Below are 18,561 nucleotides of genomic sequence, written 5' to 3'. Positions count from 1 at the left end.
TGAGTAGTGAAGGTGCCTCGACCGGCGAAACCGGCCGAGGCGGTACAACCATCAGTCGTAATTAAACGACTGGAGCACGCCAGTCATCGGAACCCGAAGTACCGGATACTTCGTGGGTCCAGGTGATTTTGCGGTAGGTGAACTGCACTTCTTCCAGGTGGGTGAAGTGCGCGTTGCCTGGATCCTGGCAGTTGTGCATTTTGTTGTTGATGGCGACGATGATCGCGTCTTCCAGTTTGGTGGTGTAGTAGTGCTCTTGGGTGCCTTGCGCCGAAGTGCGGTACCACTGGATAACGATTTCGCTCATGCGCTCGCCGGAGGTCAGAGCCGCTTGCAGCAGAGGCGAAGCCTTGTCGTAGACCTTGGTGATCACAACTGGCTTGTGAACGCGCTGACCGGTTGGCTGACCGGATTGCGGGTCACGCGGGATGATCACGTCGTGGGTGAAAGCCTGAACCATGACCTGGTCTTCGTGGCCTTCCTGGTAGGTGTTGCCAACGGAGTCGGCGGTGAAGGCGCCGGCAGTGATCAGGCCTTGTTTTTCGCCGGTAACCGACATGTACGCTGGTGTTGCCATGGGGTGTGCTCCTTGCTCAAAAGACAGGACCGGACGGCGTGATTGCCTGTCCAGGTGGCAAAGGAGTAATCAAAAGCCGTGCCAGCTATCATATGGCCATTACCTATCAAGGGTTTACGAAGCTCGCGCGGTTTTTTTTCGTTTTTTTCTGTAGGAAAAAGCGAAAAAGTGCGCAAGAAGTTGCGCAGTACTGCGCAACTTCTTGCGCACTTGGCTGTAGGCCATGATCGGCAAGGCCTGTAGCGGTTTTGAACCTGGTTTTATTACGGACAACTGCGCAACTTCTTGCGCAGTTCAACCAATCCGGTCAGAGCTCTGGAATCAGGATTCCTGCAACGCCCGTGGCCGTTGACTGCGCTGTTCGGCTGCCGAATCCGGCGCCTGTTGCAACTGGAAGTCGAACTTCAATTCGGCACGACGCCCCGCGGCATCCTCACGAAACTCGACTTCCCCGACCAACCCCTCACGGGTTGCATAGGCGAAGTCATCCCACAGGTATTTGTCCCCCGACAGATTGATCTGCGTCGTCAGGTGCCGATGCCCAGGCGCGGAAATGAAGAAGTGAATATGAGCCGGGCGCTGGCCGTGGCGGCCAAGCAGGTTCAGGCATTCCTGAGTCGGGCCCTGGGGATCGCAGCCATAACCGGAAGGCACGATGCTGCGGGCGCGGTAACGGCCTTCGGCGTCGGTGATGATCCGGCGGCGAAGGTTGTAGTCGGACTGGCTCTGATCGAAGAACGAGTAAGTACCCTTGGTGTTGGCATGCCACAGGTCGACCGTGGCGCCGGCCAGCGGTTGGCCCTGCGGGTCGAACACTTGGCCTTCAAGGAACATCACCGTGGCGACGCCTTCCTCGCTGCCGTCGTCCATCCGGCATTCACCTTCGTACAGCGGCGCGCCGGCCACGTACAACGGGCCTTCGATGGTGCGCGGTGTGCCGCCGGTCAAACCGATCTGCGCATCCTTGGCGTCCTGCAACAGGTCGAGGAAATGCTCAAGCCCGAGGCCGGCCACCAGCAGCCCGGCTTCGGATCGGCCACCCAGACGGTTGAGGTAATCGACGGCTTTCCAGAATTCGTCTTCGCTGATGTCCAGGTCTTCGATGATCCGGGCGGTGTCCTGCAACACCCGCAGGACGATGGTTTTCAAGCGCGAGCTGCCGCCATCGTTGGCAAAACCGGCGGCTTCTTCGAAGAACTTCTGCAATTGGGCAGTGTGGGCAATGTTCACGGTCATGATGTTCACCTCATCTTGTTGTTGTGGGGTTGAGTCCGGGCTCAGCGGTCGTCGGCGTGGATCGACGAGGGATGACGGCAGAGGCCGTCGATCTCGATCTCCATGTAGGGAAACAGCGGCAACAGCATCAGGGTGTCGTGCAGCGCCTCGACGCTGGGTACGTCGAACACGCTGTAATTGGCGTAGTGCCCGGCGATGCGCCAGAGGTGTCGCCACTGGCCTTCGCGTTGCAGGCGCTGGGCGAGTTCTTTCTCGTCGGCCTTGAGCTTTGTGGCAACGGCCGGGTCCAGGTCGGCGGGCAATTTCACGGTCATTTTTACGTGGAACAGCATGGCGTTCTCCTTGGGGAATCAGTGCCGGCGAAAACGCGCCAGACGCTCTTCATCCAGCGTCAGGCCCAGGCCTGGGGTGCGTGGAATATGCAGGTGAAAGTCGCGGTACTGCGGGCGCTCGGTGACGATGTCTTCGGTCAGCAGCAACGGGCCGAACAGCTCGGTGTCCCACGTCAGTTGCCTGAGTGTGAGGAACGCGTGGGCCGAAGCCAGCGTGCCGATGGAGCCTTCGAGCATGGTGCCGCCGTACAGGGCGATGCCGGCGGCTTCGGCGATTTGCGCAGTGCGCAATACGGCGCGCGGACCGCCGTTCTTGGCGATCTTCAGGGCGAAGGCGCTGGCGGCGCCGTCGGCGGCGAGGCTGAACGCGTCTTCCACGCTTTCGATGGATTCGTCGGCCATGATCGGCGCCGGGCTGCGCTGGTTCAGACGAATCTGCCCGGAACGATTGACTCGCGAGATCGGCTGCTCGATCAGGTCGATACCGTTATCGCCCAACACCTGACAGCCACGAATCGCCTGGGACTCGTCCCAGTACTGGTTGACGTCGACCCGCACACTGGCGCGATCACCCAAGGCTTTCTTGATCGCCACCACATGTTTGAGATCCTGCTCCAGCGGGTTGGCGCCGATCTTCAGTTTGAAGATCCGATGCCGTCGCAGATCAAGCATCTGCTCGGCCTCGGCGATGTCGCGGGCGGTGTCGCCACTGGCCAGTGTCCAGGCGACTTCGAGGCTGTCGCGGACCCGTCCGCCGAGCAGTTCGCTCACGGGCAGGCCAAGGCGTTTGCCTTGGGCGTCGAGCAATGCGCTCTCGATCCCGGACTTGGCGAAGGTGTTGCCCTTGGCGATTTTGTCGAGCTTCTGCATGGCGGCGTTGATGTTGCTCGCGTCCATGCCAATCAGCGCCGGCGCCAGGTGCGCGTCGATGTTGGCCTTGATGCTTTCCGGACTTTCGTAGCCATAGGCCAGGCCGCCGATGGTGGTGGCTTCGCCAATGCCTTCGATGCCATCGCTGCAGCGCAGGCGCAGGATCACCAGCGTCTGGTTCTGCATCGTGTGCATCGCCAGTTTGTGCGGGCGGAGGGTCGGCAGGTCGACGATGATCGTCGACAGGTTTTCAATCAGGATTCGGTTCATTGAGGTGTCCATTCAATAGGTGTCAGCCGAGATCGCCGCCACCGACCGGCAGCGTCACGCCGGTGATGTAGGAGGCGTCGTCCGAGGCCAGAAACAGGATCGCGCCGACCTGTTCGTCGAGGGTTCCGTAGCGTTTCATCAGGCTGCTATCGAGGGTTTGCGCGACGATTTCCTGATACCAGGCTTGCTCCTGCGCGGACTGTTCGGTGGTGTTTCGCGGAATGCGCCGGGGTGGTGCTTCGGTGCCGCCGGGCGCGGTGGCGTTGACCCGGATCCCGCGCTCGGCATTCTCAAAAGCCAGGCACGCGGTCAATGCGTTAATGCCGCCCTTGGCTGCGCCGTACGGAACACGGTTCAGGCTGCGGGTTGCAATCGACGACACATTGACGATCGCGCCGCGCCCCTGCTTGAGCATGTACGGCAATGCGGCGTGGCAGCACCACAACGTCGGGAACAGCGAGCGGCGCACTTCGGCCTCGATCTGCTCGACGTCGTAGTGCTCGAACGGCTTGGCCCAGATGGTGCCGCCGACGTTGTTGACCAGCACATCCAGGCGCCCGAATGCATCGACGGCGGCGCTCATCACCCGGGCGCAATCGGCGTATTGCTCAAGGTCGGCGGTCAGCGACAAAACGCCCTCGCCTTGCAGTTCGTGAACCAGTGCGGAGCGGTCGACGGCGACGACGTGTGCGCCCTCTTCCAGCAATCGCTCGCACACCCGGCGACCGATGCCCTGCGCCGCGCCGGTGACCAGCGCGACCTTGTTGGCGAATCTGTTGTTCATGACAACCTCGACATTCAGAAAAAAGACTCAGGCCGCCGCGAACTTCTCGTAGTAGAAATTCGCCGGCGTGATGCCCTGCTCGCGGATGTACTGGCTGACCGCCTCGACCATCGGCGGCGGGCCGCACAGGTACACGTCGACATCGCCTTCATTAAGATGGCGCGGCTCGATGTGCTGGGTGACATAGCCCTTGAGCGGGTGCTGGCTCTGCGGATTGGCCACACAGGCGCCGAAGCTGAAATTCGGGATGCGCGCGGCGAAGGCTTCGAGGCGGTCAAGTTCAACCAGATCGAAATCATTGGTCACGCCGTAGATCAGGTGAACCGGATGCTCGCTGCCCTGCTCGGCGATTTTCTCCAGCATCGCCGTGAACGGGGCGAGCCCGGTGCCGCCCGCCAACAGCAGCAGCGGCCGCTTGATTTCCCGCAGGTAAAAACTGCCCAGCGGCCCGGCGAGATTCAGGCTGTCGCCCGCCTTGGCCAGTCCGGTCAGGAAGCTGCTCATCAAGCCGCCGGGGACATTGCGGATCAGGAAACTGACCTCGCCGTTCTTCTGCAACGAGCTGAAGGAATAGGCACGGGATTGCTCGCTGCCCGGCACTTGCAGGTTGACGTATTGCCCCGGCAGGAACGCCAGTTTGCTCAGGGACTCACCCTTGATCGACAGCGCGATGGTGCTCTCGGAAAGCTGCCGGACATCGCTGATCGACGCCTGGAAACTCGCCTGCTCGGTCTTGCACACCTGCGAGCCGACCGGCACCCGCACCACGCAATCGCTTTCGGCGCGCATCTGGCAGGTCAGGACGTAACCCTGGGCCAGTTCTTCTTCACTCAAGGCGTCGTCGATGAAGTTGTCGCCCATGTCGTATCGCCCGGCCTCGGCGAAACACTTGCAGGTGCCGCAGGCGCCGTCGCGGCAGTCCAGCGGAATGTTGATGCCTTGGCGATACGCCGCGTCGGCAACGGATTCGAGGCCCGAGGCCTCGATGAAACGGGTGACCCCGTCTTCGAAATTCAGTGCGATCTGGAAACTCATGGTGCACCTCGCTCACAGCGTCGAGCCCGGCTCGCCGCCGTCTCGATCAGATGTGATAGATGTCGATGACCTGACGGACGTAATCGTTCTTCAGCACGACTTTCTTGGCCTTGATCAGCGGCTGTTCGCCGCGCAGGTCGAGGGTGTAGATACTGCTGCCGAAGTAGCTGTCGGTGACCTGATAGCGAAAGCTCAGGGTGTGCCAGTTGAAACGCACCCGGCATTGCCCTTCGCCCTGCTCGACGATCTCGATGTTGCTCAGGTTGTGCGAGGTGCGGGTGTCGGGGATGGTCGCGCTGGAGCGCTCGGTCTTGATCCGGAATACCCGGTCTTCGAGGCCGCCACGGTTGCCGTACCAGATCAGCGAGATTTCGCTTTGCGGGTCTTCGGTCAGGGTGTTGTGGTCGTCCCAGGCCGGCATCCAGAAACTGGCGTCGGCAGCGTAGAGCTCCAGCCACTGATCCCACTGGCCATCGTCGAGATAACGTGCTTCGCGGTAGAGAAAATCGCGCACGGTGTCGTAGAGGTTGCTCATTGCACGGCCTCCACGGGGATCAGGTTTTTATCGCTGGCAACGGCCTTGAGCATGGTTTCCTGCCAGTACTTGTGTTGCAGCACGAACAGGCCTTCGTCTTCGGTACGCATGCCGGACAGCAATGGCTTGAGGTCGATTTCCTCGGCCGCCGCGTCCGCGCCTTCGACCCAATGGGTCGCGCCACGGGACATGTCGTTCCAGCCGCGCCCGGCACCGTAGCCGGTCTGGCACGAGCGGAATTCTTCGAGGTCATCCGGGGTGGCCATGCCGCTGACGTTGAAGAAGTCTTCGTATTGGCGAATGCGTTTGGCCCGAGCCTCAGCGCTCTCGCCTTTGGGCGCGATGCAATAAATGGTGATCTCGGTCTTGTCGATGGAGATCGGCCGGGCGATGCGGATCTGCGAGCTGAACTGATCCATCAGATACACGTTGGGGTACAGGCACAGGTTGCGCGAGTTCTCGATCATCCAGTCGGCGCGAGCCTGGCCAAAGTCCCGGACCAGTTCATCGCGGCGCTCGTAGGCCGGACGGTCCTCGGGGTTGGCCCAGCGGGTCCAGAGCAGCAGATGGCCGTGCTCGAACGAGTAGAAACCACCGCCCTTCTTCGCCCAGCTGCCGGCGCTCATGGTCTTGATTTCTTCACCGGCGTCGCGCTGCTGACGCTGGTTCTGAGTGGCGGCGTAGTTCCAGTGCACGGAGCTGACGTGATAGCCGTCGGCGCCATTTTCGGCGGTGAGTTTCCAGTTGCCTTCATAGATGTAAGAGCTGGAACCACGCAGCACTTCAAGGCCTTCGGGGGACTGATCGACGATCATGTCGATGATCCTGGCCGACTCGCCCAGGTGCTCGACGAGAGACTTCACGTCGGCATTCAGGCTGCCGAACAGAAAGCCGCGATAGGATTCGAAACGCGCGACGTTGGTCAGGTCGTGGGAGCCTTCGCAGTTGAAGCCTTCGGGGTAGCCGGCCTCGCTCGGGTCCTTGACCTTGAGCAGTTTGCCGCTGTTGTTGAACGTCCAGCCGTGGAACGGACAGGTGTAGCTGGAACGATTGCCGGACTTGTGCCGGCAGAGCATGGCGCCGCGATGGCTGCACGCATTGAGAAAGGCATTGAGTTCACCGGCCTTGTTGCGGGCGATGAAGACGGGTTGGCGGCCCATGGTGGTGGTCAGAAAGTCATTGACGTTGGGGATCTGGCTTTCATGGGCGAGGTAGATCCAGTTGCCTTCGAAGATGTGCGCCATCTCCAGTTCGAACAGCCGCGGATCGGTGAACATCTCCCGCTTGCAGCGGTAGGCACCCTTCTCGGGGTCCTCTTCAAGCATGGCATTGAGGTAGTCGATTCCCAGGGACATGGCCGGGGCCTCCATTGTTATTGTTCAGGCCAGGTCAGATTAGGGAGGCAACGCGGGAGGCAATATCCGAATCCTGCAGAGCGTTATCCGTTTTGTGCAGGACGGCGCGGCAGGTGCTTCAGGTTGTTTCGGGGCGGGAATTCAGTGGCGGCGTTTGAAGGTCACGGACGGCAGTTCGCCGAACTGCTGGCGATAGCTTTCGGAGAAACGCCCGAGGTGCAGGAAGCCGTAGTCCAGCGCCAGTTCGGTGAGGTTGCGCACCGGGCAATTCGGATCGCTGAGGCAGGCATGAATACGTTCCAGCTTGCGCTGGCGGATGTATTGCATCGGGGTCACGCCAAGCTGGCGTTCGAACAAGACGTAGAGTGAGCGCAGGCTCATGTTCGCCTGTGTGGCCAGGTGCTCGGCAGGCAGATCCTGTTTCAGGTTGCGCTCTATATAGTCGAGGATTCGCTCGAAACTGACGCTCGGTGAACTCAGGCATTCACGGCTGACGTTGGTGTTCATCAGCGAGATCAGTTTGCTGCCGACGATCTGCGCGTAATGCTCCTGCACCCGCAGCAACGGATCGCTGGCTTCGGCTTCCTGGCAGATCATGCCGAGCAGGTTGGTAAAACCTTCCAGTTCGTCGAGCCGGTAATGATTGCGCAGAAACCGGATGCCACCGGCAGGATGCAACCAGCGCTGCTCGTCGCACACCGACTCCAGCACGCTGACCGGCACCTTGAGGATGAATTTCTCGCAATCGTCGGAATAGGTCAGGTCGACCGGATCGTCCGGGTTGATCAACAACAATTCGCCCGGCACCAGATGATGCTCGCGCTTGGGCCCGCGCCACAGACAGTTGCCTTGCAGCAGGACTTGCAGGTGATAGACCGTTTCCAGCGCCACCGAAGTGACGCGAACGCTGCCGCCATAGCTGATACGACACAGATCGAGGTCGGCGAGTTTGCGGTGGTTGAGGCTGGCTTGCGGATGGGTAGTCCGGGACAGGCCGATGAAATGCTGACCGACGTGCTGGTTCACATAGTCGGAGACGGCATACGGGTCAGCGTGGCGAAACACGCTGCTGCGGTCGCTCAGCAGGCGGTTGTCCATGGGCAAGGCACTCGATCTTCTATTTATTGTGTGATCACGGGTGGTTCACCGGTCACAGTACGCCGGAGTGTCGGGGTGGGCAATTGGACGAAGGTTTGGCTGTCCGGTGATCGAACGCTTTCATCGAATCGGGATTGACGGCCCCAAACGAAAAAACCACCCGCGAGCAGGTGGTTTTGATCAGGACAGCAAACGCAGTCATTCAGCGGTCGGCATGCTGCTCCAGCAAGGTGTAGGCTTCGCCGGTAAACCGGTAGCTCTTGTCAGGCTGAAACACGATGACGCCCTCCTCGCACAAACGCTTGAGCACTTCCCTGACGCTGATGAACTGAATGCCGCTGACAAACGCCTGCAGATACCCATGCACCCCGCGCCCGCCAACGGCGCGTCCTTCGCGTGCTGCAACCAGCAAGGCATCGATCACTTTGATCCGGATCAGACTGGTGCGCAGCCCGTAATAATGCAGCAGCTCACGGATATGCTCATTGGTGCTGCGCTCGAAATCGAAGGCCCGCTGCCCCTTCGCCAACGAAAACTGCAATTGCTTGCCAGAGGACGTCGATGCCGGGCTGGTTAACATGCGAATACTCCTTTTTATGATCAGCCGCTGTGCGTAGCTCTATATAGAAGAAGGCGCACTCAGCAGTGCGCCCCCGATCAGAAGTCGACGGTCGCCGACAACTGCAACGTGCGTGGATAGCCCGGGGAGAACGCGCCGTAGGACGCCACACCTGACCAGTACTCACGATCAAACACGTTCTGCACCGTGGCGCGGAACGTCGTCGGCCGACCTTCGATCTTGGTGGCGTAGCGAGCGCCGGCGTCGATGCGGGTCCAGGATGGCAGCTCCTGGGTGTTGGCCTGATTGACGTATTGGCTGTCGGTGTAGATCGCGCCGCCGGTCAGGGTGAAACCTTCGACCCACGGTGTGTCCCACTCGGCCCAAAGGTTGGCCTGGACATCCGGCACGCCCACCGGTTTGTTGCCACGGTTGGCGGCGGTGGCCGAGTCCGTCAGTTCGCCGTCCAGCAAGGTCACGCCGCCCATCAGGCGAGTGCCCGGCGCGACTTCACCGAACATGCTCAACTCGACGCCACGGTTACGTTGTTCGGCCTGCACCGAGAACACATTGCCGGCGCCGATTTCGCCACTCGGTTTCTCGATCTGGAACAGGGCCAGAGTCGTCATGAACGTACCGTGTTCGTACTTCACACCGATTTCATGTTGCTTGGACTTGTAAGGGGCGAACGTTTCGCCGGAGTTGGCTGCGGTGCCTGGAGCGATATCACCTTTGCTCAGGCCTTCGACGTAGTTGTAGTACAGCGAAACGTCTTCCCATGGTTTGACCACCACGCCCGCCAGCGGTGTGGTCGCGCTGTCGTCATAACGAGAACTGACCGAGCCCGAGGCGTTGTAGTTACGCGATTCGATGTCCTGTCGGCGTACGCCGAGGGTCAACTGAATCCGGTCATCGAGAAAGCCGAGGGTATCGGTCAGTGCGACGCCAGACAGTTCCGATTCGGAAATGCGCAGCACTTTCGGCGAGCTGATGTACTGCTTGGGCACGTCTACCGGGTGATAGATGTTCGAGCGGATTTCCGTGCCGTTGTTGATGCCACGGGACAATTCGTCCTGATAACGGGTCGCCATGACCGTGGTCGTGTGGGTGACCGGGCCGGTGGCGAACAGTGCACGCATCCCCACGTCAGCCGTCGAACGGTCGACGTTGAATTTGTAGTAACCGGGAATGTTGCTGGTGTCGCCGGCGTCGTTGAGGATTCGCGGTACCTGGTCGGACATGCGCTTGACGTCGGAGCGACCGCCGCCGGCGTGGGCGAACACGGTCAGGTTATCGTTGAGGTCATACTCGCCGCCGAGCAATGCCGACTGCTCCTTGGTGTCCGACCAGCCCCAGTCCTGCGGCAGGTTGGTGCGGCCGTTCGGCGCCGATGGAACCTTCACACCCGGTGCAATGGTGAACGGTCGCGAGGCCGCGTCGAAGCTCTCTTTCTGGCTGATGTAATCCAGGTTCAGGCGCAAGCGCTCGCCCTTGTAATCGAGTGCGATGGCGCCGATGTTCAGCGCGCGTTCCTGATCGTTGATCGCGGTGTCGCCGCCCTGGGTACTGCCGTTGAAGCGGATGCCAAACTGGTTCTCGCTGCCGAAACGCCGACTGACGTCCAGATGCCCGCCCACTTGCGAGTCGGAAGCATAAGTGCCGGTGAAGCGGGTCAGGTCTTCGTCCAGTGGCCGCTTGGGCACGATGTTGATCACGCCGCCGACGCCGCTGTTGGGGGAAATGCCGTACATCAGCGCGCCCGGCCCTTTGAGCACTTCAACGCGTTCGGCGTATTCGGTAAACACCCGATAGTTGGGCGCTACGCCGTACACACCGTCGTAGGCCAGCTCGCCGAGGTTGCCCTCGCCTATTGCAAATCCGCGGATGAAAAACGAATCGACGATGCCGCCGGTCTGCCCGGTGGAGCGTACCGAAGGGTCGCGTTCCAGCGCATCGGCCACGGTCACCGTTTGCAGATCGGCGAGGGTCTTGACGGTGTAGCTGGTCACGCTGAACGGCGTGTCCATCACATCCTTGTTGCCCATCATCCCCAGCCTTGCGCCTCGGGCGACCTGGCCTCCGGCGAGCACTTCCGGCAAGGCAGTCGCGCCGTTGTAGCTGCCCGTAACGTTGGTGGTATCCAGCGTCAGCCCTTCCGTGGCGGCGACGTCCTGTTGCTCGGATTGCTTGGGGTCTGCTGCCCAGACAGTGGCGCTTCCTGCGGCCAGAATAGAACTCAGCATGGCGGTGCGAATAGCCAGCGTTAACGCGCGTTCACTGCAAGGTCGACGTGCAACAGACATGACGATGGGGTCCTTCTCGAATGACTGAAATGGTAATGACTCCTATTTGCCAGTCGACAATCGAAAAAGTATCAGCGTCGTTGAATATTTTTTTGCGAGCGGATGGCTCGGAAGAGAACGTCCGGAGGATGGGCTGCGAAGCCCACCCTCCGACGCCGGTCAGTCGTACAGGCATTGCAGCGGAATGGAGATCATCGGCAGCGCGGGGTCGAACGCGTGCCGGGTGGTCTTGTACGGGAACAGTTCGCCGCGCTCGATGGTGGTGAATATCCGCGCCACTTCGAACGCCTGCCCGGTTTGCCAGTGCCGTACACAGACTCGCGGATCGGCGTAGTCGAGCTGGATGCACGGCACCCGTTTCAACCCCAGCGCCCGCGCCGCGTTGAACCGGTGATTGCCGTCCATCACGATGCCCCGGGAGCGCTCGACGATGATCGGTTCCAGCCAGTGCCCGGCCTGGATGATCGCCTCGCGCAGCCGCTGCACGTTGAGCGGATCGACCTGCTCGGATTGCCGCACGTCGCACAGTGGCCGCAGGGCAATCTGGTAACCATGTCCCATGATGCGTCCCCCGTTTCAGCAAGCATCCGCGTTGGCGACCAGCGCGTACTGGCTGGCCATGTCCCGCAGGCGTTGCGCCTGCTCGATCAGCGGCAGATCGACCATTTCACCGTCGACTTGCACCGCGTGGCTGCCCCCGGCCACGGCGTTAAGGACCCGATCCGCCCACGCCAGTTGGCGGGCGTTGGGCAGGTAGGCTTTCTGCACCGTGGCGATTTGCGAAGGATGGATACACAACTTGGCGCCGAACCCCAGCGACCGGGCGTAACGCGAGTCGCGCTCGACCACCGCCATGTCGCTGATGGCCGGGGTCACGCCATCGATCGGTGCAGGCAAACTGGCGACGCGCGACGCCAGCACGATGCGATTGCGAGCGAACAGAAACGCCTCGGGAATCTGGCTGCAATCGATGTCCAGGGAGAAATCCAGCGAACCGAATGCCAGCCGTGCCAAACCGGGAATCGCCGCAATTGCCTCGACCTGATGCAAGCCTTTGGCGGTCTCGATGATGGCGACGATTTGCAGGTCGGGGTTCCACGCCAGCAGGCGTTCGACCACACGAGAGAGGCTCTCTGGACATTCGGCCTTGGGCAGGAAAATCCCTGCGCAGCGCTCGGGATAGCGCATGTCACCCAGCCAGGTCATGTCCTGGCGAAACAGCGAACTGCCGACGCTATTCAGTCGGATGTAACGCTGGCAGGCCGTTTCGGGCGTGCTCTGCTGCCAGGCCCAGATCGACGCCCGGGCCACGGCTTTGCTGTTCGGATGAACAGCATCTTCGAGGTCGAGAATGATCGCATCCGGCCCGGCTTCGACCGCTTTGGAAAAGCGCTCCGGCCGGTTGCCGGGAACGAACAGGTAGCTGATGGGAAGCGTGGCGTTGGTGCTGTGACGAACGGTCATCGGGACTCTCCTGAGCGTGCTTCAGTCGTGGGTTTTCAAAAAAATTCGAACACCTGTTACAGGGGGAAAACCAGGTTGCATCCGGGTGTCTTGAATCAACCGCCAACACCTTGAATAACAAGGCGTTGACGGTTTTTAAAATCAACACGCGAGCGCTTACTTGAGCATGCGAATAAGCGGCTTCGCACTCCCCTGTTGTGTGTGTTCATTCAAAAATATTTGAAAACCTTACTTGATAATCATTCCTGTTCGCAATATTGTTCGAGCCGCTGACAGGGTCAAGACTCAAATCAAGACCTGAAATTTTGTTCACGAAAAGTTCGGCGCAATGATGTCATTTACATGCCAGGTAATGGCACTTCAAAAGAGACAAGGCCATCAGTTATTGGCCTTATCCTTGCCTGCCTGAGCCTTAAGGAGTGGGGTTCTCATGAAACAGTTTTGTGAAAATTTTATGAAAGAAAATACCCCGAGTTCATTTGCGGAGCGGATCTGTCATCCGCCTCCACCTCTTTAAACACTCGTATCTGACGAGCAGCAAGAACACACGACTCGACAAACATTAGTTGTCGACCTGCACATGGCGATTATCGACGCCAGAGGTTTTCTATGCCTGAATTAATTGCGCCGACAGTTAAAAAAACAATCGAAACCCAATACCCAAAAGTGCTGAAACCGTTACTTGATCCTGTTATCGATAACTTTCTTAAACATTCTCCGAAAGCACTTGCCGAACTTGTTAAACAACACGGATCCCCACTGAACCTGGTGTGGCCGCATGCGTTTGAAGCCAATGCTCAAGCGCTGCAATCGGTGTTGAAACGACACGACGTCGACTACGCGATTTTCTACGGTGCCAAAGCCAACAAGTCACAATGCCTGCTGGCTGCGGCATCGGCGTCGGGCATCGGCACCGACGTGTCGAGCCTCTTTGAGCTGCAAGCGGCACTGCGCGCCGGAACCCCGGCGGAACATCTGTGTGCGACCGGGCCGGCCAAAACGGCAGCGTTTCATAACGCACTGGTGCAAGGCGGATCGCTGATTTGTGTGGACTCACTGGAAGAGTTCAGCCATCTCAAAGCATTGCTCGACACTTCGCAACCACCGGCCAAAGCCCGGATCCTGCTGCGTTACAGGCCGACAAGTTGCCCGGCGAGCCGATTCGGAATGGGTGCGGATGATTTGTTTCAGTGCCTGCAATACCTGATCGAACAACGTGAGTCGTTCCACTTCGAAGGTTTCCATTTCCACCTCGGCGGTTACGGTTACGAAACCCGGGTACAGGCTTTCCGTGAAGTCACCGGCTTCATCGATGCGGCAAGGGAAATGGGCCTCGACCCGGTCATGATCGATATCGGTGGTGGCCTGCCGATGCGGTATGTAGACCCGCAGGACTACAACAGCTTTTTGCAGAACGACAACAATCCTGGTCATTATCAGAATCGTCGAGTGCCCGACTCTTATTACCCTTATGGCAGCAGTCTGACGGCTTGCCAGTGGCTGGAGTTATTTCTGGAGTCAGATCACTCCCCGGGAAAAACCATTGCGAGCTACTTGAAAACTCAGAATATAAAACTGGCACTGGAGCCTGGCCGAAGTCTGGTTGACCAGGCCGCCATCACCGTCTTTCGCGTAACCCGCACAAAACAACTGACCGACAACAAAGTTGTGATCTTCGCCGAAGGTAGCAGTTTCAGCGCGTGCGAAACATGGTTCTCATCTGAATACCTTGTCGATCCAATATTGATCACTTCGAAAGAGTCGAAACTTGCTCCAATGCAAGCCCACATCGCCGGGCATAGTTGTCTCGATGATGACGTGATCACTCATCGCCTGATCAACTTCGATACACCACCACAAGCCGGCGACTTATTGATCTACGCCAACACCGCCGGTTATCAGATGGACTTGCTGGAAAACGAATTCCATCGCCACCCGCTGCCACGGCGACTGATGGCGACATGTTGTACGGAAGGTAACTACGCATTCACACCTGACTATTAAAGGAAGACGTCCAGATGATACTGAATAAAGTTTCGGATCTTATTGGCAATACACCAATGTTGGGCATTGATGTTCCGGATACCAACGCCCGACTTTTGCTCAAGATAGAGAAGAACAACCCCGGCGGCAGTATTAAAGACCGTATGGCGCGAAACATGGTATTGGCGGCGCTCAAGTCCGGAAAGTTGAAACCCGGTGGCGTGGTCGTTGAATCGTCTTCCGGCAATACCGGCATCGGCCTGGCCATGGCAGCCGTTGAGTTCGACCTGCATTTCATTGCCGTGGTCGATCACCATGCGGCGCAGGACAAGATCGCAGTGATGAAGGCACTGGGGGCCGAAATCCGTTTTGTCGCCGGCACTTACCGGGAAGACGAAGTGGCCGTGGTCGAGCGTCAACGGCTGGCCGCCGAACTCGCCTCGCAGATCCCCGGCGCGGTGTTCATGAACCAGTCGGACAACGCTGCCAACGCCGGCGGCTACAGCGATTTCGTCCGTGAAACCATTGCCCAGGCCGGTGGCCACATCGGCGCGTACGTCGGTTGCGTCGGCACTGGCGGCTCGATGACCGGCATCGCCCGCGGTCTGAAACTGCACAACCCGGATATCGTGACAGTGGCCGTCGAGCCGGCCGGTTCCATCGTCTTCGGTCATCCCGGCTATCCGTATTACCAGTCCGGCACCGGCACCCCGGCCGGTGACACCGTCGGCCTGGTGCTCGACTACAGCTGCATCGACCTGGGCTTGCAAGTCACCGATTCACAGGCCTTCGAAACCGCCCGCTACATCGCGCGCAATCTGGCTCTGTTGGTCGGCGGCTCGACTGGTGGCGCGATTTTCAAGGCGCTGGAGCTGATTCACAAAGGCACGTTGACCGGCAACGTCGTGGTGCCGATTGCCGACGGCGGCGAGAAATACCTGCACACCGTATTCGACGACAACTGGCTGGAAGAACGGGACCTGCTGGACCCGGGCGTCGCACCGCAACTGGATCGCTGGCTGGGCAAGACCCGCTGGCTGGAATCCGACGCCACTCCCCTGCAATTGAGCGTCGCCTGACGCGTCTCCCACACAGGAAAGTCTCTGTATGAAACCGCTGAAAGTCGCCATCTGCGGCGCAGGCCGGACCGGGCACCTGAATGCCATCCTGTTTAAACAGCTGCCCAATGTTCAGGTCTCGATGCTCACCAACAACAAGGAGGTGGTCGACCGGCACCTCGCCAACCTGCCGATGCAGGCGCTGATGCCGGACGGCTCGACACTGAGCGCCCGGCCGGATCAGGTCAGCACCGATGCCAGTGTCGTGGTGGCCGACGCCGACATCGTGATCATCACGGTTCCGGCCCATGCCCGACCACAAACCCTGCAAGCCATCGCGCCGCATTTGAGTTCGGGCAAACCGGTGTACGTCGGCGCCATTCCGGGTTTCTGCGGCTTCGACTGGCTGGCGGAAGCCACGTTGGGCGAACGTTCGAACGTGGTGATCTGGGGCATGAAGGATGTGCCGCACACCGCGTTCGATCTGAAGCCGGGCGTGTCGGTGAAGATGGGCGGCGGCAAGAGCCAGTTGTATGTCGCGCTGCACGACCGGGAATCAGCGCAATCACGGCAGCACCTGGAAGAAATCCTCACGACGCTCTATGGCCCCTGCGTGACGATGCTCGACCACTACCTGGAAATCACCCTGACACCGGGCAATCCGATCATGCACAGCTCGGTGATTTACGGGTTGATCGGTCCCTACGGCCAGTGGCACCGCAAGATCTTCCCGCAGCGCATGTGCTGGTGGACCGAGTGCCCCGAGCTGGGCGCCTATTTCCTCGAACGCATGGATCAGGAAAGTCAGGAACTGTGCAGCGTGATCAGCCAGCGCATGGGCATCGACCTGTCGTCGGTCAAATCCCTCAAGCAGGAAATCGTCGAGGCCTACGGCGAGCAGATCCGCGATCAGAGCAGCATGCTGTCGATCCTGCGCACCAACCAGGCCTACAACGACATCCTCGCCCCGATGATTCCAGCCGATGACAACCGCGCCGGCTACGTGATCGAACGTGAAAGCCGCGCCTTCAATGAAGACGTCGCCTACGGCCTGGTGCTGCTGGTGGAAATGGCCCGGCGCTTCGAACTGAAAGTCCCCTACATCGAAGAAGTCCTGCAATGGAGCGTTTCCTACATGCAGGGCCTGCGCGACTCGGCGCTCGACTACTTCCCCAGCCAATGGCCGCGCACGGCGTGAGCGGGTTCAACACTTCATTAATTTCTCGACGAGCAGATAGCTGATATGGATGACTTCAAGACACTCATCGCCTACTCCCGCAAGAACGCCCTGCGACGGATGATCCGTTGCCTGTTTGCCGAAAACATTCTGGATCGCTCGGGCCTGCGCTTCTCCGCAGCCGGCAACGAGGCCACGTACGCGCTGAAAGACGGCCGTTCCCAAGTGTTCTTTTCCAACATCGCCAAGGGCCCGGCGGACACCGTGGTCAATGACGGCGACGTGATCCTGATGACCGATGAAGGCGTGCGCCAGGTGATCTACACCCATCAGGACCTGTTGGATGTGCTGCGCGACAGCTTCGATTTCGAACCGACCGATGAAGGCATCGCCGGGCTCAAGTCGGACATGGAAAACAGCCTGATGAACGACGCCCACGCACGTCAGCATCGCCAGCAATGGAACGCACGACTGGCTGCCGCCGCCCGGGAACAGGGCCTCGACAGCCTGACCGATTACCTGCGCCAGCACGCCAGCACCAAGGACGCCGCGATCCTCCTCGACCAGTGGGGCTCGCTGGAAGGTCACCCGTATTATCCGACGTGGAAAGCCCGACCGGGCCTGAGCGATGAAGAAGTCGAGCAACTGTCGCCGGAGTTCAACGCCCAGGTGCCGCTGCGCATTGCCGCGTTGCGGGCCGACATGGCGAAAAGCGAAAGCATGCCCCACGTGACCGATTACCACACCTGGTTCGCCAGCAATTTCCCGACGCAATGGGAGCAATGGAAAGCATCGCTGAACGACAAGGGCCTCGACGAATCCCAATGGTTGCCACTGCCGATTCACGCGTGGCATTTGCAGGCTTACGTGCTGAAAAACTTCGCGGCGGAAATCGCAGAAGGCATCCTCATCATAGACGGCCCGGACATCCAGACCCTGCCGACCATGTCGTACCGCACGATGATGCCGGTACTCAAGGAGAGCGCGCCACTGATCAAGTTGCCGATTGCCGTGTGGATGACCAGCGAGCTGCGCAGCCTGCAGGCCAAGTCGATCCACATGGGCCCGCGCATCAGCACCGTCATCACGAAGATCCTCGAGGTCGAGGATGGTTTCGAGCAGCGTCTGGAAATCTTCCCGGAAGAAATCGGTGTGCGCTACAAGAACGCGATCACGCAGGATGACCACCCCGGCCGTCACCTGTCGGTGGTGTTCCGCGCCAGTCAGCAAGCGTTCGAGCGTACCGACGAGTGTCTGCCGATCACCGTGGCTTCTCTGTTCACTCGCTTGCCGGGCAGCGGCCGGCCATTGTTCACCGAGTTGATCGAGCGCGATGGCGTTCGGGCCAATGCCGCCCAGGTCGAAGACTGGTTCCGTCAGTACGCCAAAGTGGTCACCCATCCGGTGATTGCAATCTACTTGATGTACGGCATCGGGCTTGAGGCGCACCAGCAGAACACGATGGTGCTGTTTTCCCCGGATGGCAAAGCACGTAGTCTGCTGATCCGCGATTTCGGCGATGGCAGGACCTACGCTCCGTTGCTGGAAGGACGCGGCTACACCCTGCAACCGCATGTGCAGCCGGGCATTCTGCCAACGGTGTTCGAAGGCGATATCGAGCCGGTGCGCATGTTCGTGCTCGACGCGGCGTTCCTCACGCATCTGCATGAAATGGCCTTGTGGCTGACCAAGGAGTACGCGCTGGACAACAATCGGATGTGGGACATTCTGCGTGAAGAAACCGAGCAGGCTTTTGCCGCGGTGCGCGAGCGTGTCGCGCCGGATCTGTGGGAAGTCGAACGCAAGGCCTTCCTCAATGATCCGTGGCCGACCCGTTCGTTGTTGCGCATGCACATGATGCAGTACTCCAACTACCGGATTCAGCACACGCTGACCAACCCGCTCAATGTCGTTCAATAACCGAG

General features: G+C 59.8%; 17 protein-coding genes. 4 read left to right on the top strand and 13 right to left on the bottom strand.

The annotated features are described in order from the left end of the window. Window positions 1-61 precede the first annotated feature (61 nt). From IF199_RS12745 to IF199_RS12685, 13 genes are all read right to left on the bottom strand, one after another. The gene (locus tag IF199_RS12745; RefSeq protein WP_007949952.1) at window positions 62-577 is read right to left on the bottom strand and encodes an Hcp family type VI secretion system effector; all 516 of its coding nucleotides are present in this window, start codon (window positions 575-577) and stop codon (window positions 62-64) included. Window positions 578-898: 321 nt separating this feature from the next. Beyond that, window positions 899-1,813: a catechol 1,2-dioxygenase gene (catA, locus tag IF199_RS12740; RefSeq protein WP_192560615.1), complete on the bottom strand. Its 915-nt coding sequence runs from the start codon at window positions 1,811-1,813 to the stop codon at window positions 899-901. 41 nt (window positions 1,814-1,854) lie between these two features. Beyond that, window positions 1,855-2,145 carry a muconolactone Delta-isomerase gene (gene catC / locus IF199_RS12735; RefSeq protein WP_192560614.1) on the bottom strand — a complete coding sequence of 97 codons (291 nt, stop codon included), beginning with the start codon at window positions 2,143-2,145 and terminating at the stop codon, window positions 1,855-1,857. A gap of 18 nt (window positions 2,146-2,163) precedes the next feature. Further along, on the bottom strand, window positions 2,164-3,285 hold the full coding sequence (locus IF199_RS12730; protein WP_192560613.1) for a muconate cycloisomerase family protein: 1,122 nt from the start codon (window positions 3,283-3,285) through the stop codon (window positions 2,164-2,166). Window positions 3,286-3,307: 22 nt separating this feature from the next. Beyond that, the gene (locus IF199_RS12725) at window positions 3,308-4,069 is read right to left on the bottom strand and encodes a 1,6-dihydroxycyclohexa-2,4-diene-1-carboxylate dehydrogenase (RefSeq protein WP_192560612.1); all 762 of its coding nucleotides are present in this window, start codon (window positions 4,067-4,069) and stop codon (window positions 3,308-3,310) included. A gap of 27 nt (window positions 4,070-4,096) precedes the next feature. Continuing rightward, on the bottom strand, window positions 4,097-5,104 hold the full coding sequence (benC, locus tag IF199_RS12720) for a benzoate 1,2-dioxygenase electron transfer component BenC (protein WP_192560611.1): 1,008 nt from the start codon (window positions 5,102-5,104) through the stop codon (window positions 4,097-4,099). A 46-nt stretch (window positions 5,105-5,150) separates the two neighbouring features. Next, the gene (gene benB, locus IF199_RS12715; RefSeq protein WP_192560610.1) at window positions 5,151-5,639 is read right to left on the bottom strand and encodes a benzoate 1,2-dioxygenase small subunit; all 489 of its coding nucleotides are present in this window, start codon (window positions 5,637-5,639) and stop codon (window positions 5,151-5,153) included. Next, the gene (benA, locus tag IF199_RS12710) at window positions 5,636-6,994 is read right to left on the bottom strand and encodes a benzoate 1,2-dioxygenase large subunit (protein WP_192560609.1); all 1,359 of its coding nucleotides are present in this window, start codon (window positions 6,992-6,994) and stop codon (window positions 5,636-5,638) included. The genes benB and benA overlap by 4 nt, the downstream gene beginning before the upstream one ends. Before the next feature lie 141 nt (window positions 6,995-7,135). Beyond that, window positions 7,136-8,092 carry an AraC family transcriptional regulator gene (locus IF199_RS12705; RefSeq protein ID WP_192560608.1) on the bottom strand — a complete coding sequence of 319 codons (957 nt, stop codon included), beginning with the start codon at window positions 8,090-8,092 and terminating at the stop codon, window positions 7,136-7,138. A gap of 202 nt (window positions 8,093-8,294) precedes the next feature. Next, entirely contained in the window at window positions 8,295-8,672 is a 378-nt protein-coding gene (locus tag IF199_RS12700; protein WP_244142464.1) for a fe2+ zn2+ uptake regulation protein, read from the bottom strand. Between the two features lie 77 nt (window positions 8,673-8,749). Further along, window positions 8,750-10,954 (bottom strand): TonB-dependent receptor, encoded by a 2,205-nt coding sequence (locus IF199_RS12695; protein ID WP_192560607.1) that lies wholly within the window; start codon window positions 10,952-10,954, stop codon window positions 8,750-8,752. Between the two features lie 159 nt (window positions 10,955-11,113). Then, window positions 11,114-11,515 (bottom strand): ParB N-terminal domain-containing protein, encoded by a 402-nt coding sequence (locus tag IF199_RS12690; protein WP_192560606.1) that lies wholly within the window; start codon window positions 11,513-11,515, stop codon window positions 11,114-11,116. A 15-nt stretch (window positions 11,516-11,530) separates the two neighbouring features. Next, window positions 11,531-12,418, bottom strand: coding sequence for an HpcH/HpaI aldolase/citrate lyase family protein (locus tag IF199_RS12685; protein WP_192560605.1), 888 nt, complete (start codon window positions 12,416-12,418; stop codon window positions 11,531-11,533). A gap of 609 nt (window positions 12,419-13,027) precedes the next feature. Here IF199_RS12685 and IF199_RS12680 point away from each other — a divergent pair. Genes IF199_RS12680 through IF199_RS12665 form a run of 4 tightly spaced genes read left to right on the top strand, consistent with a single transcriptional unit; the run spans window position 13,028 to window position 18,556 of the window. Then, the gene (locus IF199_RS12680; protein ID WP_192560604.1) at window positions 13,028-14,422 is read left to right on the top strand and encodes a Y4yA family PLP-dependent enzyme; all 1,395 of its coding nucleotides are present in this window, start codon (window positions 13,028-13,030) and stop codon (window positions 14,420-14,422) included. Between the two features lie 14 nt (window positions 14,423-14,436). Then, window positions 14,437-15,480, top strand: a complete 1,044-nt coding sequence (locus IF199_RS12675; RefSeq protein ID WP_096820696.1) for a PLP-dependent cysteine synthase family protein — start codon at window positions 14,437-14,439, stop codon at window positions 15,478-15,480. Between the two features lie 28 nt (window positions 15,481-15,508). After that, window positions 15,509-16,657, top strand: coding sequence for an NAD/NADP-dependent octopine/nopaline dehydrogenase family protein (locus tag IF199_RS12670; protein WP_192560603.1), 1,149 nt, complete (start codon window positions 15,509-15,511; stop codon window positions 16,655-16,657). Window positions 16,658-16,702: 45 nt separating this feature from the next. After that, on the top strand, window positions 16,703-18,556 hold the full coding sequence (locus tag IF199_RS12665; RefSeq protein ID WP_192560602.1) for an IucA/IucC family protein: 1,854 nt from the start codon (window positions 16,703-16,705) through the stop codon (window positions 18,554-18,556). Window positions 18,557-18,561 lie beyond the last annotated feature (5 nt).

This window comes from Pseudomonas allokribbensis, from assembly GCF_014863605.1.
GTDB lineage: Bacteria > Pseudomonadota > Gammaproteobacteria > Pseudomonadales > Pseudomonadaceae > Aquipseudomonas > Aquipseudomonas allokribbensis.
This window is presented reverse-complemented; position numbering and strand designations above follow the sequence as displayed.